Origin of the sequence: Ornithinibacillus halophilus (genome assembly GCF_900129485.1) — a bacterium.
Lineage (GTDB): Bacteria > Bacillota > Bacilli > Bacillales > Amphibacillaceae > Ornithinibacillus > Ornithinibacillus halophilus.
In genome coordinates this window covers 1-16,308 of the sequence record NZ_FQVW01000056.1, presented here as the reverse complement: position 1 = coordinate 16,308, position 16,308 = coordinate 1, and the positions used below count along the sequence as shown (strand labels likewise).

Annotated in this window: 12 protein-coding genes; 8 read left to right on the top strand and 4 right to left on the bottom strand. The window is 36.0% G+C overall.

Annotated features, from left to right (window positions below):
- Nucleotides 1-246: 246 nt before the first annotated feature.
- Entirely contained in the window at nt 247-375 is a 129-nt protein-coding gene (yhfH, locus tag BUB12_RS15470) for a protein YhfH (RefSeq protein WP_072891810.1), read from the bottom strand.
- A 97-nt stretch (nt 376-472) separates the two neighbouring features.
- On the opposite strand from yhfH, the gene BUB12_RS15465 reads away from it, so the two are divergent.
- Both BUB12_RS15465 and BUB12_RS15460 read left to right on the top strand, forming a co-directional pair.
- A complete protein-coding gene (locus BUB12_RS15465) occupies nt 473-1,204 on the top strand; it encodes an MBL fold metallo-hydrolase (protein ID WP_072891809.1) in 732 nt (243 codons plus the stop codon).
- Nucleotides 1,205-1,284: 80 nt separating this feature from the next.
- Complete coding sequence (locus tag BUB12_RS15460; RefSeq protein WP_072891808.1) at nt 1,285-2,280, top strand: lipoate--protein ligase; 996 nt, start codon at nt 1,285-1,287, stop codon at nt 2,278-2,280.
- A gap of 292 nt (nt 2,281-2,572) precedes the next feature.
- Here BUB12_RS15460 and BUB12_RS15455 read toward each other — a convergent pair whose 3' ends face one another.
- Entirely contained in the window at nt 2,573-4,111 is a 1,539-nt protein-coding gene (locus tag BUB12_RS15455) for an AMP-binding protein (protein ID WP_200801094.1), read from the bottom strand.
- Entirely contained in the window at nt 4,108-4,929 is an 822-nt protein-coding gene (locus tag BUB12_RS15450; RefSeq protein WP_200801093.1) for an SDR family NAD(P)-dependent oxidoreductase, read from the bottom strand. The genes BUB12_RS15455 and BUB12_RS15450 overlap by 4 nt, the downstream gene beginning before the upstream one ends.
- 238 nt (nt 4,930-5,167) lie before the next feature.
- Here BUB12_RS15450 and BUB12_RS15445 point away from each other — a divergent pair, with 238 nt between their 5' ends.
- From BUB12_RS15445 to BUB12_RS15440, 3 genes are all read left to right on the top strand, one after another.
- Entirely contained in the window at nt 5,168-6,709 is a 1,542-nt protein-coding gene (locus tag BUB12_RS15445; RefSeq protein WP_072891806.1) for a fatty acid--CoA ligase family protein, read from the top strand.
- A 100-nt stretch (nt 6,710-6,809) separates the two neighbouring features.
- The gene (locus BUB12_RS17765; RefSeq protein ID WP_159431589.1) at nt 6,810-6,956 is read left to right on the top strand and encodes a hypothetical protein; all 147 of its coding nucleotides are present in this window, start codon (nt 6,810-6,812) and stop codon (nt 6,954-6,956) included.
- A gap of 112 nt (nt 6,957-7,068) precedes the next feature.
- Nucleotides 7,069-7,590: a competence protein ComK gene (locus tag BUB12_RS15440; protein ID WP_084063374.1), complete on the top strand. Its 522-nt coding sequence runs from the start codon at nt 7,069-7,071 to the stop codon at nt 7,588-7,590.
- Here the strand turns inward: BUB12_RS15440 and BUB12_RS15435 are convergent.
- Entirely contained in the window at nt 7,538-7,927 is a 390-nt protein-coding gene (locus BUB12_RS15435; RefSeq protein ID WP_072891805.1) for a YhjD family protein, read from the bottom strand. The two genes, BUB12_RS15440 and BUB12_RS15435, sit on opposite strands and share 53 nt — an antisense overlap.
- A gap of 206 nt (nt 7,928-8,133) precedes the next feature.
- On the opposite strand from BUB12_RS15435, the gene BUB12_RS15430 reads away from it, so the two are divergent.
- The 3 genes from BUB12_RS15430 (at nt 8,134) to addA (ending at nt 16,167) form a co-directional block, all read left to right on the top strand.
- Nucleotides 8,134-8,793 (top strand): TVP38/TMEM64 family protein, encoded by a 660-nt coding sequence (locus BUB12_RS15430; protein WP_072891804.1) that lies wholly within the window; start codon nt 8,134-8,136, stop codon nt 8,791-8,793.
- A 113-nt stretch (nt 8,794-8,906) separates the two neighbouring features.
- Nucleotides 8,907-12,398 (top strand): helicase-exonuclease AddAB subunit AddB, encoded by a 3,492-nt coding sequence (gene addB / locus BUB12_RS15425; protein ID WP_072891803.1) that lies wholly within the window; start codon nt 8,907-8,909, stop codon nt 12,396-12,398.
- 16 nt (nt 12,399-12,414) lie between these two features.
- Nucleotides 12,415-16,167 (top strand): helicase-exonuclease AddAB subunit AddA, encoded by a 3,753-nt coding sequence (addA, locus tag BUB12_RS15420; RefSeq protein ID WP_072891802.1) that lies wholly within the window; start codon nt 12,415-12,417, stop codon nt 16,165-16,167.
- Nucleotides 16,168-16,308 lie beyond the last annotated feature (141 nt).

Sequence of the window (16,308 nt, the reverse complement as noted above, 5' to 3'; positions counted from 1 at the left end):
CGTTCTCGATGCCGGTAGGAAAAGAAAAGTAAGAGCTACGGTAACCGAAGAGCGTTCTCGATGCCGGTAGGAAAGGAACCACAAGTCCTACGGTAATCGATGGCATCTCGATAACCTTAAACAAATTAACCACGAACAATAAACTTGAAAAGTATACAAAAACAAATCCATAAAAAAGTCCAACTACCGTAGTGATAGTTGGATATAGAAAAGAAGGTTAGGTGTTATAATACAGTTAGTATGGTGTTATCGTGCTGGATGATCGCATTCATCACATACGTTGCCGTAGCAATCTGCTTTCTCATCCATGTCATGACCGCATTGGTGGCACTTTTTCTTAGGTAGGTTTCTGAAAAATTCAAGTGGATTTAACATGTGGCTCCCCCTTTGAGTTGATAATTATATTGTATTATAACAGTATGAAAAAAGTCAACACTGTGTTACAACAAAAATCAAAAATGAGGTGAAAAATTTGAAATTAACTGTAATTGGCTATTGGGGCGGATTTCCAATGGCAAATAGTGCGACATCCTCTTATTTGTTAGAAAAAGATGGTTACACGTTACTAATTGATGCTGGAAGTGGGTCCCTGTCTAGGTTACAAAACTACAAGCATTTTATGGATTTAGATGCTGTTATTATTTCTCATTATCATCAGGATCATATTGCTGATATTGGTGTTCTTCAATATGCTTGGTTGGTACAGTCTTATGTAACAGGTGAAAAAGAAATATTACCAATCTATGGTCATACGGAAAATGAAAATAAATTTGAATCACTGACTCATGAGTGTACAAAGGGCTTGGCATATGACCCAGAAGGTAAATTAGAAATTGGACCGTTTTCAATTACATTTTTGAAGACGAATCATCCTGTTCCTTGTTATGGGATGAGGATTACGGATGGTGAAAGTACAATAGTGTATACAGCGGATACAACATTTAAGCGGGAATGGATTGATTTTAGCAAGGATGCTGACCTACTCATCACCGATTGTAATTTTTATGGAGACCAAGATGGATCGAAAGCAGGCCATATGACTAGCAGAGAAGGAGCAACAATTGCAAAGGAAGCAAATGTTGGCCAATTAATATTGAGTCACTTGCCACAATATGGTCAGAGGGAATTGTTAATTGAGGAAGCAAGTGAAATTTATGATGGACCTATTCAATTAGCGAAGGAGGGATTAACCTGGGAAAAATAGCGCTGAAAAGAGGTTTTCTTTGAATACCATTATTTTTTCCATTAAACTAGTAAATGGAATGAAAAATAGGAGGGTGTCTCATGAAATTTATCGATAATCAAGGTATCACAGATCCAATGATTAATCTAGCAATTGAGGAATATATTTTACAGAACTTTGGTGAGAAAGATACATACCTTTTGTTTTATATTAACAAACCTTCTATCATCATTGGTAGAAACCAAAATACAATTGAAGAAATTAATACAGATTATGTAGAAGAAAATGGGATTAAAGTTGTTCGTCGTCTTTCAGGTGGTGGCGCTGTTTACCATGATGAGCAAAATCTTAATTTCAGTTTCATCACAAAAGATGATGGAGAAAGCTTCCATAACTTTGAAAAATTCACGAAACCACTTGTTGATGTCCTAAATGAGTTAGGTGTTCCAGCTGAGCTTCAAGGGAGAAATGACCTTGCTGTTGAAGGACGTAAAATTTCTGGTAATGCAATGTTCTCAACTAAAGGAAGAATGTTTAGCCATGGAACATTAATGCTGGATTCAGAAATAGAGAATGTTGTTAAAGCACTTAAAGTGAAGAAAGAAAAAATCGAATCAAAAGGTATCAAATCAATTAGAAGTCGTGTTGCAAACATCTCTGAATTCTTAGATGAAAAGATTCCGATGGAAGAGTTTAAAGAGCGTATTCTAAAGCATGTATTTAAAGTTGATGATGTGAAAGATGTACCTCGTTATGAACTAACGGAAGAAGATTGGAAAAATATCCATAAAATTTCTGAAGAACGTTATCAAAAATGGGAGTGGAACTATGGGAAATCCCCTGCATTTAACTTCCAAGAAACGAAGAAATTCCCTGGTGGACTTGTGGATGTACGCTTAGATGTGAATAAAGGATTAATCGAAAATTGTAAAATCTATGGTGACTTCTTTGGTCTAGGAGAAATTGTAGATTTAGAAAAACAATTAATCGGTGTTCGCCATTCTAAAGAAGCAATCGAAGAAGCGTTGGAAGACTTTAATGTAGCTCATTATCTTGGACGAGTTACTAAAGAAGAATTCATTAGCTTGCTTTACTAATCATAAATCCGAACTATTTCAAGGGGATTTGACGTAGTTCGGATTTTTTTAATGTCCGCATGGATCGAGGTTCCACCAGCGTCGGACATCCGTTCCGTTATTTTTCCGAAACACTAGAATTGCAGGGGGCATCGAACATTTGTTCCGTTAAACCTGAGAAAATTGCTGAAATAACAGCAAAATAAGACCAATAAAGGAATATATGTCCGAAAAACTTAGAAATCCAGCAAATAATCAAAAATAGCGGAATAAATGTCCGCTCAGCCAGAGGATCTATAAGCAGCAACCAACCCTATCTCAACCTTTTTCTATCCAGTTTTCCTAACGATGTATAAGGCAATTCCTCCACAAAAACGATACTCTTTGGCATTTCATATCTGGCAATACTGGAGGAGCGTAGCCACTCCAGAAGTTCAACTTCCGAAAGTGCTGTACCACTCATTGGCTGCACATAGGCCTCTAAACGTTGACCAAATTCTTCATCGGAAATACCAATTACTGCGGCATCTTCAATGAGAGGATGTTTCATGATTTGTTTTTCCACTTCTATTGGGTAAACATTTTCTCCACCAGAAATTATCATGTCGTCTGCTCTGCCACTTATAAAATAGTATCCAATCTGATTACAATATCCTAAATCACCCGTTTCAATCCAAGTATTATTCTTTGTGCTCATTGACCATTTGTTTTTTATACACAATTGGCCAATCAATCCAGTATCTACTTCTTGCAAGTCATTATCAAGTATGCGTATTTTTAATCCGTTAATCTTCTTTCCAATTGTATTGGGGGAGAGGGCCAAATCATCTGGAGTGGCAATGAAATTCAATCCAGCCTCTGAAGAACCATACAAATTAAATAGCACATTTCCCAATTTGCTTGATGTTTGTGCAATTAATTTTGGACTTAATTTGGCACCACCTGAAGCAATTACTTTAATAGAATGTAAAGCTTCTATATTTTGCCGCAGCAACTTTTGTACCATAGTAGGAACAACACTGATGACCTCTACATTGTGGTCATGAATTAGTTGGGTTGCTTTTTTGGCTTCAAATTTACTAGTAATTACTGACTTTTTCCCTAATGGAATAAATAATAGAAACACCGCAAACCCATAACCGTGAAAGATAGGTGTAGCAACATAGGAAGTGTGATAGTCCAATATCTTTAATCGCTTAATAAATGCAACAAACGGATTTAGATAATTAAATAAGGATGTACGGTGGATTGCAGCTTTTGGCGATCCAGTTGTGCCACTAGTTAGTAAAACAATTCTGTTACCAGAAGTTCTGGGCATAGCCTTTTTCTCAATGACAGGTGAATTTATTAAACTATGTATAGAAGGTAAAGATGGGTGATTGCTAAGAATTTTTCTATTCGAGTAATTAGATTCCTTAATTAATAAACTGGCTTCTTCATCGTATATTAAGCAGTCGAAATTATGGCTTTCAACGAGATTGATGAACTGTTGCTTTCCCATTTCAATATTTAATAAATAAATATCGGCACCAATTCTGGAAACAGCAAAAAGTGCTCTTATTAGTGATGCGTGATTTCTACATAAAAAACCAACCTTTTGCCCTTTTTGAATTTGATAGTTTTCACTGAATCCAATAGCAAGTTTCATAGCATCTGAACGAAGTTGGTGGTAACTAATGGATTCCTGATCATCGACTAGTGCAATTTTATTAGAATATTTCTTTTCCGCAAAATCCAAGAGAGTCATGAGGTTAAGACCGTTTTTTAAAATCGAAGTAATTAATCTATATATACTCAAAGGTGATAATAATTTAATTTTATAAAGTACATAAAAAAGTCTAATCAGTCTCATTCTTTTTTCTCCTTCTTGGGAAGGATCGTTAGTCTTCTTGCAAATACAGAAAGAATTTGTCCAAATATTAACCACCATGGTTGATATTTTTTTCTACGAGTATACATAGATTTACAGATGATTGTAGCAACATTTTCTGGTGACATTGCTGGCATTGATCGATATGCTATAGTAGGTTGAATCATTGGTGTTCTAACTAGTGGGAGGTAGATAGAAGTTGTAGCTATACCTTCAGTAGTTAATTCTGAACTCACCGATCGTAACCAAACATCGAATGCAGATTTGGAGGCCTGATAAGCGGCAAAGTATGGAACTGGTGCCAATAAAGCATTGATGGTTGAAATATTGATAATTTGTCCGTTATTCTTTTTTAATAGTGGAATCGTAGAAAGCAAGATGTTCACAGGTGCAAAATAATTAATGTTCATTGTACGTGTGAAATCATGGTACCGATCTAATGAATCATAGATTGATCTATTAATAGATTTTCCAGCATTGCTAACGATAATATCTAGTCCATTAGGTAGGGCATGTAAGAGAGATAATAAGCCTTCCATTTCATGCTCATTTCTTAAATCAGCCTTATAGATGTTAACAGTAGCAGGAAATTTATTTAGATTCTCTTTTATTTTCTTTAATTTTTCTTCCCTTCTAGCTACGATTATTAAATGGCAACTATAATTAGCTAGTTGATAGGTTAATGCTTCACCTATTCCAGAACTAGCTCCAGTAATTAAAATGGTTTTCCGGTTAACATGGCTTCGTAACTTCTTTCTATTAAGGTAGGTTGGTGGAAAAATAATAGATTCTAGCCCCATAACATACACACCTTCATTAATTCCTTTTTAATTAAGATAATTTTATATTATTATATCATATTGAAAATTAACTATTTACACATCAATAGTAATGTTAACGCTTCCACTTGAAAACATACTGACTCTACATTATAATTGAAATTGTAGAAAAATTAGTACGTTTTCTAACAAACAGGAGACGGCTATTTTTTTGCTGTATTATGAATGATTATTCATTCATTACTTAAGGAGGGAGAACGTGAACATAACAGACCAATTGACCCTGACAGCAAAGAATCAACCGAAAAAAGCAGCCTATGTTTTCCAAGACAAGGAAACGAGCTATTATGAATTAGAAGTTTCTGTACAGAGATTCGCATCACAATTAGAAAAACTAGGTTATAAGAAAGGAGACCATATTGCTCTTGTCGTAGGTAACAGCCCGTATTTTATAATTAGTTTATATGGAGCATTGCGAATTGGAGCAGTGGTTATTCCAATTAACCCATTGTATACTCCACATGAAATGGCTTATATCCTAGATAATGGAGATGTGAAAGGGATTATTACAATGGATGTGCTATTACCGAAATTCACAGCCATTGCAGACCAATTGCCAAAAGTTGAGCATTACATATCATGTGAAAGCGGTGAAGATGTCGATTTAGACAGCCATCCTTTATCACCGAAATTATTATCTTTTACAAAATTAATTCAAACAGGGAATACAGAATTAACAACAAAACCAGTCATAGATGAAGAGGATACGGCAATTATCTTGTACACATCAGGTACGACTGGTAAACCTAAAGGGGCTATGTTAACACATAAGAACCTATTTTCTAATGCAAAAGATGTAGCAGATTACTTAAAGATTAATGGGGAAGATCGCGTAATTGCTGCGCTACCTATGTTCCATGTTTTTTGCTTAACTGTTGCGTTAAATGCACCTCTAATGAATGGTGGAACGATTTTAGTATTACCAAAATTCTCGCCACAAGAAGTATTTCGTATGGCTAGTGAACACCAAGCTACTGTATTTGCCGGTGTACCAACAATGTATAATTACCTGTTGCAAACTGCTGAGGGGAATACACAGCATTTCTCTAGTCTTCGATTATGTATATCAGGTGGAGCCGCGATGCCAGTAGCTCTATTAACCCAATTTGAAAAAACATTTGATGTTATGGTTTCTGAAGGGTATGGGCTGTCTGAAGCATCTCCTGTTACTTGTTTTAATCCATTAGATCGTCCAAGAAAAGCTGGCTCTATTGGAGCATCCATTGTGAATGTAGAAAATAAAGTAGTGGATGAATTTGGAGAAGAAGTACCTGTAGGAGAAGTTGGCGAATTAGTCGTTCGTGGACCTAACGTAATGAAAGGCTATTATAAAATGCCAGAGGAAACCCAAATAGCCTTAAGAGAAGGTTGGTTATACACTGGTGATATGGCACGTATGGATGATGAAGGATATTTTTACATTGTTGACCGGAAAAAAGATATGATTATTGTTGGTGGTTACAATGTCTATCCGAGAGAAGTGGAAGAAGTTCTTTATAGTCATCCAGAAGTGGCAGAAGTAGCCGTTGTAGGGGTACCAGATTCAAACACAGGGGAAGCTGTATTAAGCTTTGTTGTTTTAAAAGATAAGTCAGTAACAGAAGAGGACTTAGTTGAATTCTGTAAAGCACATCTAGCAAAATATAAAGTACCAAGCAAAATTGAGTTTTTAGATGAGTTACCAAAAAATACAACAGGTAAAATCTTACGTCGTCAACTTCGTGATCAAGTAACACAATAAGATATTAGAAAAATCTGGTTAATAATACCAGGTTTTTCTATTTTCATCGCATAAAATAGGTATTTTTTAACAATACTATGAAGGAAAGGGATGATTGCGTATGAGTAATAATGAAAAAAAGACACCAGAATTAGAAACATTTACATTATTAAATCCTGAATTTAATACTGGTGAAAATGATCGTTCTAAAGAAGAAAAATCTTCATCGTTACCTGGAGAGCAGGATTTAACAAAAATAGACAGCTAAAAATAGGAATAATTGAAAAAAATGCAAAATTATGTTTCTTTTTAACTGAAAATTTGATAAATTAATAAGTAAGCCCCATTCTTTTCACCTGAAAGTGAAAGGATGTTTCATTATGATGAATGATTATATAACCCCAGTTAACGAAATTACTCCCTATACTTTAGCTGTCTTAGCTCACCAAGATAAATCCGGCAATATCATTACATGTGTATTAGAAGAAGAAACGGAATATGTTGTTGATGTTACACCTAGTCGAATGGTTGACCATGCCTGCAAGTTCTTTGGGTCAAGTCTTAGAGGAAGGCAAGATGGGACCAGAGATATTTGTGGAATCACTCATAAAGCCCCCATCTCTATTGATCCAGTGAGCGGAATGTACTTTTTTCCTACCAGTTCACCAACTAATCCAGACTGTTCATGGATTGCCCATTCCCATATTGATGAAGTGAAACGGGCAATGAACCAAGGAACAGAGATTGTTTTCAAAAATGGGAAACACATTATTATTCCAACCTCATTTGGCTCCATGATGAATCAAATTCAACGAACGGCACAGTTCCGTTATTTATTAGACAATCGAATTAGGTATTTGCAACGGCAGAAGGTGGCTCAGAAGTCGAAACCTTATGCATAAGTTCCCGTACAATTGCTTCTACTTTTTTTCGGATGGCTGGGTTGAAGTAATTTCTTTGTTCTTCACGACCCTTGCAAGTAAAAAGGTATGAGGAAAACGAATCATTTTTATTTAATAAGACAACCTGAATCGCTTTATCTTCCATTTCCTTTCTTAATCGTCTTCGCTCAAGTAATGCTTCAGAGTTCATGTTTTCTAATAGTTTTATATAAGGTTCTTTTATTTTAAAAGCACCATTTTTAATTTGTTCCATATCTTGTTTGATGACAATTAACGCCATGGATAGAAAGAGGAAGCGAGATGCTAAGTTAATTTCCTCATCAGTTAGATACCGCATAATACACACCTCACAATAAGAACGTTTGTTCTATTATACTACAAAAACAATAAAAAATACACTAAATTAAAAAATAAAAGTGAAAAGAAATGGGGCAAACAAAACTTTCTACTTATTACTAGGCATATTATTTACTTTAGATTAAAATATAAGTATAGAAGAGAAAGAATAAACGTTTGTACATAAGATGAGGAGATATTGACTACATGTATTTGTTGAGTATCATCACAGACTGGAGAATTGCTCTTGATAATGACAAACTAGATGAATACATCATGCAATTATTAAGTGAATACGAGAGTTTAGGACCATTACCTGGTATATTGCTACCATTTATTGAAGCATTTTTGCCATTTTTGCCTTTAGTCGTTTTTGTCATGGCAAATGGGGCTGCTTACGGATTATTAGAAGGATTTTTATTATCGTGGGCTGGATCAAGTCTGGGTGCGATTTTAGTATTTCTAATTATTCGTAACTTAGGGGATCGAAAAATATTCGTAGTGATTCGAAGAAATAAGCAGGTAAAGAAGGTAACGGCTTGGTTGGAACGGCACGGATTTGGTCCGCTGTTTTTATTAATGTGTTTTCCGTTTTCGCCTTCATCTGTAATTAATGTTGTTTCTGGTTTATCAAAAATAAGTATACAGCAATTTATTTTAGCAGTGCTTCTCGGAAAATCAGTCATGATCTTTTCGATTACGTTTATAGGATCAAGCATTGTTTCCTTTGCACAAAACCCAATTCGAACTATTGTAGTTGGAGTATGTATTGTACTGTTTTGGATGATTGGTAAATATATCGAGAAACGATTACACAAAAAAGCCATTGATGCAGAAAAAGCGAAAGTGAATTTAGAAAAAGAATAACATAGGAAAACTTCTGTCTCTACATAGATAGGAGTTTTTTCCTTAGTTAGTATAGTTCGATTGATTGTAAAAAATAATGCAATAGGAAATGACTGTAATGAAGGAGTGATAGCATGGGACTCCGTTTTATTTTAGGGAGATCAGGTACAGAAAAAAGCAAGCAGACCTTTGAGGAAATTAGAGAAGAATCAACGAGAGATCCACAAGGACCACCAATATTCTATATCGTTCCAGACCAAATGACATTTGAAATGGAATATGATCTTTTTAGAGATGAAGGATTTCAAGGAAGTATTCGCACACAAGTGGCTAGCTTTTCAAGGCTTGCTTGGCGAGTGCTACAGGAAACTGGTGGAGGAACAAGACAGTTTATTAGCTCAGTTGGAATTCAGATGATGCTTCGTAAAATAATTGAAGAAAAAAAAGGTGATTGGCTAGTATTTCAAAAAGCCATGGAAAAGCAAGGATTTTTAAATCAACTTGAAAAGATGATCACTGAATTTAAACGTTATGAGGTAACACCAGAAGTATTGAAAATGCAAATTGCTGAAATTGATCAGTATACGCACAAGGAACGAGGAGAAGAGGTTTTAGCTAATAAACTGAAGGATCTAGTATATATTTATGATCGTTTAGTTCAAGCTTTACAAAGTCAATACATTGATGGTGAGGACCAGTTACAATTATTAGCTGAAAAAATCAATGAAGCAACTTTTCTTGAAGGTGCAGAAATATACTTTGACGGATTTCACCGATTTACACCTAAAGAATTAGTTGTCGTTGAGACGTTATTAAAAAAATGTAACCGAGTAACGGTAACTTTGACAGTAGATGATCCAGAATCAGATCAAATATCCGACCTGGATTTATTTTATCAAACGAAGGAAACGTATCATACGTTAAAAGCATTGGCGACGGAAAATCACATACAAATTGAGGACACCATTACATTAGACCCTGAAACAGGTAGGTTTATGGACAGGCCGTATTTTGCTCATATGGAGAAAAATTTTGATGTAAGACCAGCTCCTAAATATGAAGGAAAAGCACCTATTCAAATAGCAGAAGCTGTTCATCCGAGGGCTGAAGTAGAAGGGGTAGCGCAAGAGATACTGCGTTTGGTTCGTGAGGAGAATTACCGTTACCAAGATATTGCCATCTTAATTCGCCAAACAGAAACGTATCAAGATTTAATAGGTACAATCTTTGAGGATTATAATATACCAGTTTTCGTTGATGAGAAGCGAACAATGCTGAATCACTCTCTCATCGAATTTATTCGTTCCTGTCTTGATGTGGTGGAAGGAAACTGGCGTTATGATGCTGTTTTCAGAGTGCTAAAAACTGGTTTCATTCCAGCAACAGATGAAGAATTTCCACTGACTAACGATGCCATTGATGAATTAGAAAATTATGTATTGGAGTATGGCATTCGCTCTAGAAATCGATGGTTAGAAGATAAAGAATGGGTTTTTCAGCGTTTCCGTGGTTTTGACCAAGCAGCACAAACGGATGAAGAAAGAAAAATTCAACAGCGGATTAATCGTTATAAAAAACAAGTAGTACATGGATTAAAAGAATTTGATCAAAAAATTAGACAAGCGAAGACGGTCCAAGAATTTTGCGAAGTGACCTATACGTTATTGGAAGACTTAGATGCACCAACACGTTTAGAAAAAACACGTGAATTATTTGATGAAAATGGACAACTATCCAAGGGACGTGAGCAAGAGCAAGTTTGGAATGCAATTATCCAGTTGTTTGATGAAATTGTTGAAATGGCAGGGGAAGAAGAAATGTCATTATCAACGTATCGAGCAACACTTGATGCAGGATTTGAGTCCTTAAAATTTGCCCATGTTCCACCAAGTGTTGACCACGTAATCGTTGGAACAATTGACCGTTCACGTATCAGTGATATTAAATGTTCATTTTTACTTGGAGTAAATGAAGGTGTGTGGCCGTTAAAACCACCTGCAGATGGAATGATTGATGAGTCTGAGCGAGAGTTATTGGCTGACCATGGATTACAATTAGCAGATACAAGTAAGAGGCAGTTACTTGATGATTGGTTTTACATGTATCTTGCCTTTACAGCTGCTAAAGATTATTTATGGGTAAGTTATCCTTTAAGTGATGAAGAAGGAAAAGCAAAGATGCCTTCCCAATTAATTAAGCGTGTGGAAGATTTATTTCCACAGAATAGTGAGCATCTATTGCTTCAAGATCCAGATGATTTGTTCGAGGCAGATCGCTTCATAACGACTCCAGTCAAAACGCGAGCTGCTTTAACAGCGCAGTTAGCTAGAAGTAGAAAAGGGTATCCAGTCAAAACCGTTTGGTGGCATGTACTTAACTGGTATATGCAACATCATTTGAAATACGATACAACATACACCGTACTTCAAAGTTTGTTTTATGAAAATACACCATCTAATATTTCACAAGAAACAGTGGAGGAATTATACCCTAAACAACTAAAAGCAAGTGTATCACGACTAGAATCCTATTATCGTTGTTCTTATCAACATTATGCTAAATACAGTCTTGGTCTAGATGAAAGAAAAACGTATAAGTTAGATGCGCCTGATATAGGAAATCTATTCCACGAAGCCCTACGTATTATTACAGAATGGATCCAAGAAGAAGGAAGAGATTTCTCAGACTTAAGGGTGGAAGATACGAATTCCTATGCAGAAAAAGCAGTTACGAATTTAGCACCAATACTGCAGCATCAAATTCTTCATAGTTCCAGTCGTTATCAATACATTCAACGAAAATTACAAGAAGTAATAGCACGAGCAACGTTTATTTTAAGTGAACAAGCGAGGCAGAGTGATTTTTCACCGATTGGATTGGAATTAGGATTTGGCTCGAATAACGATAAATTAAAACCAGTTACGTTGAATTTACCGAACGGATTTGAAATTATGCTACGAGGCCGTATCGACCGGGTAGATAAAGCGATTCAAGATGAACAATTGTACTTGCGCATTATCGATTACAAATCCAGTGAACGAGGCTTGAATTTACTAGAAGTGTATTATGGACTAGCATTACAAATGTTAACATATCTTGATGTGGTACTATCTCAGTCAGAACACTGGCTAAATAAAAAAGCAACCCCAGCTGGAGTACTATATTTTCATGTTCATAATCCAATGATTACGAACCGACCAAACATAACGGAAGATGAACTAGAACAGGAACTATTTAAAAAGTACAAAATGAAGGGGATGCTGCTTGCTGAAGAGCAGGTAGTGCGATTGATGGATACCACTCTAGATACGGGGTGGAGTGATATGCTTCCAGTGGCCGTAAATAAAAAAGGTGGATTTTATAAAAATTCCAAAGTCGCTAGTCAAGATACATTCGATAGCTTGCAACAACATATTCACCAATTGATGATGCAGGCTGGAATCGACATTACGGCAGGGGGAGTTCACTTAAACCCATATCAACACAAGCAAAATATTGCGTGTACGTATTGTCCGTTCTTATCCGTTTGTCAATTTGATACAACTTTAGAAACAAATGATTTTCGTAAGTTAAAAGATATACCTGAAGATGAAATATTAGAGAAACTTCGTGAAGAAAAAGTGTAAGCGGGAGGGAATTACTTTGGTTCAATGGACAAAAGAGCAAGAAGAGGCCATTTATACAGAGGGTAGTGATATCCTTGTTGCTGCAGCTGCAGGCTCCGGAAAAACGGCTGTTCTTGTAGAACGTATTATTCAAAAGCTATTAAAAAAAGATAATCCAGTAGATATCGATTCCCTTCTGGTCGTTACTTTTACTAATAAAGCTGCTCAAGAAATGCGAACAAGAGTTGGAATCGCATTAGAAAAAGCACTAGAGAAGGATCCAACATCGAATCACTTGAAGAAGCAGTTGTCTTTATTGCAAAGAGCATCGATTTCAACGCTTCATTCATTCTGCTTAGATCTTGTAAAACAATATGCATATTTATTAGATATTGATCCAAGTTTTCGTATTGCAATTGATATGGAAGCCGACCTAATGCAACAAGAAGTAATCGATGATTTATTTGAAGAATGGTATGCCCAAGAAGGAGAAGAACAAGAGAAGTTCTTTGCTGTTGTTGACCGTTTTTCAAGTGACAGAAGTGATGCAGATGTGGAAGAGCTTGTATTAGAACTGTATACATTTGCGATTCAAAATCCATGGCCAGATTACTGGCTCGACAGTTTAGCTGATGTATATCGGGTTCCTGAGAATTGGAAGGAAGACGATTTAACTTGGTTATCGATTATTAAAAGGGAAGTTCGTAATAAATTAGAAGGAATACAGCAAGAAATTAATTTAGCGCTTACCTTGTCCAAAAGCATTGATGGGCCAGAGCAATATGTTGAAGCCTTAGAAAGTGATCTAGCAATGGTAGAAGAAGCTTATTCATTACTTGATTCATGGGATAGCTTACAAGCATTTATGAACTCTGCCAGTTTTGTAAAATTATCTGGCAAGCGATCTGAGTGTAGTGAAGAAAAGAAGACAAAAGTGAAAAATCTACGAGATGGCTATAAAAAACGTTGGCAATCGATGCAAAGCAATTGGTTTAGTCGTAATTTAACAAATCATATTGAAGACATGCGAGAGCTTGCTCCAGTCATTCAATCCTTAACAGAACTTGTTAAAGAGTTTAAACAGCGATTTACAAAGCTGAAAAAAGAAAAAGCAGTAGTTGATTTTTCAGATTTAGAACACTACTGCCTGCAATTATTAATGGATGATTCTTCAACGATGGAAAAGTCAGTTCCATCTAGTGTAGCAAAAGGTTTACAAAGTCAATTTAGTGAGCTTTTAGTTGACGAATACCAAGACACAAACTTAGTCCAGGAAACACTCTTAACGATGATGAGTGACCAAGTTGGGCCAGGGAATATGTTCATGGTAGGGGATGTTAAACAAAGTATTTATCGCTTTCGACATGCAGAACCATCCTTATTTATAAAAAAATATAAACGATTTGCTATGGATGATAATGTAGCAAAACGTATTGACTTGGCACGTAACTTTAGAAGTAGAGAATTGGTCCTTATTGGGGCAAATTATATTTTTAGACAAATCCTTGATGAGGACTTAGGAGAAATTGATTATGATGAGGATGCTGAACTGATTTACGGGAATAAAATGTATGATGAATTACCATATACAGAACCAAATCCTGAACTTATCATTATCGATCGAGAAAAGCCTGAAGAGGAAAATGAGAAGAAAAATGAGGATGAGAATGATTCCTCAGAAGAAGAGGAAAATTATCTTGACCTTGAAAAGGCTCAGTTAGAAGCTCGTGCTTATGCTGAGAAAATTAAAGGATGGATTGGACAAAAAGATAAAGACACATTACAAGTATTTGATAAGGAATTAGAAAAACAACGTGATGTGCAATATCGGGATATTGTTATATTGCTGCGTTCCATGACATGGGCACCTACAATTGTCGATGAACTGAAGAAGCAAGGAATTCCAGTGTATGCTGAATTATCGACTGGTTACTTTGATGCAATAGAAGTAAAAATTATGCTTAGCCTATTAAAAGTAATTGATAATCCACGTCAGGATATTCCATTAGCATCGGTTCTTAAATCACCAATAGTCGGTTTAAATGAAAATGAACTTGCAAGTATTCGGCTAGCTGATCGGAAAAATACGTATTATGATGCATTGAAAAAATATTATCAAGAAAACCAGAATCCTTTAGCTGATAAAGTGCATCGGTTTATTGATATGTTAGAGCAATTTCGTTTGGCCTCCAGACAAGGGGCTTTATCAGAATTAATTTGGGATATTTATCGTGAAACGGGTTATTATGATTTTGTTGGTGGAATGCCAGGTGGACGTCAGCGTCAGGCTAATCTACGAGCATTGTATGACCGGGCACGAAGCTATGAGACCACTTCCTTCCGTGGACTTTTCCGTTTCTTACGTTTTATTGAGCGAATGGAAGAGAGAAAGAAGGATTTAGGTGCTGCAAGAGCATTAAGTGAACAGGAAGATGTAGTTCGTATTATGACTATCCATAGTAGTAAAGGACTTGAGTTTCCAATTGTAATTCTTGGTGCGATGGATAAACAGTTTAATATGATGGATTTGAAAAAGCGATATTTATTGCATAAAGACCTTGGCTTTGGTAGTCAGTATATTGATCCGATAAAACGAGTAACTTATCCGACCATTTATTATGATGCAATTAAAGAACAAAAACGTCGGGAACTACTTGCAGAAGAAATGCGAGTGTTATATGTAGCACTGACAAGAGCAAAGGAAAAACTTGTGATGATTGGAAATGTCGCCTCGATTGATAAAAAGATTGATAAATGGCAATCGATGTTACATCATACGGAATGGATACTACCGGCCCACCTACGTATTACATCCAAATCATATTTAGATTGGGTTGGACCAGCGTTAATTCGTCACCAGCAATCCGAAATCCTTCGAACAGAGGAGTTAGAGGATGCAGTGTTAGATGAAATACGAGTGGATCCATCTGAATGGGATGTTACGATCTTACATGGCAGTGACTTAACGAATTTAGATGAGTCAAATATGGACGATGAAAAAGAGCTTCGAGAACAAATTGATGCTTGGAAACCGTTAGAATTAGAAGATAAAGACTTGGATTCATTCGTTAGTGACAGATTATCGTTTGTTTACCCATATGAGGAAGCAGCCCGTTCACGCGCAAAGCAAACTGTAACCGAAATTAAGCGTCAACGTGAAATAAAAGATGAATATAGTGCTGATCAAATTGTTCAACCATTTAAGGCTCCAATTGTGAAAAAACCAGTATTTATGCAAAAGGAAAAGAAATTATCCCCAGCTGAAAAGGGAACAGCTATGCATACGGTTATGCAGCATATTCCATTCACAAAACGTATGACGGCTGTTGAAATTCAAGAATTTATTGAGAGCTTAGTGGCAAAAGAAGTTATTCGAAGACAAGAAGCAGATGCCATCGATGTTGAGGCAGTGGTTCGCTTCTTTGATACTGATATTGCTATGTACATGATGGAAATGCCAAAAATCCACCGGGAAGTACCATTTAGTATTACACTTCCTGCAAAAGAAGTGTATGCAAATTGGGAAAGTAAAAATGAACATATCCTTATTCAAGGGGTGTTGGACTGTTTAATACCTAAAGATGATGGCTGGATTATTCTTGATTATAAAACAGACATCATTTGGGAAGACGATGTAACCGATGCAGTTAAAAATAAACTAGTACAGCGTTACGAAACGCAAATGAAACTTTACAAATATGCGATTGAACGTATTTGGAAGCAGCCGGTGAAAGAGACATATTTATATTTCTTTAACAAACAATTATTAGTAGAAGTACCAAATAAATAGATTGGTAAGAGAGTAGACGCTTGGAAACTAAAGGTTTCCAGGCGTTTTTTTATCCCTGTTGATAAGAGAAACTGCATTCGCCTTCGTGTCGAGTTTACCGTCATCGAGAAGTCGTATCGGTTACGGTAGCTCTCGTCTTAA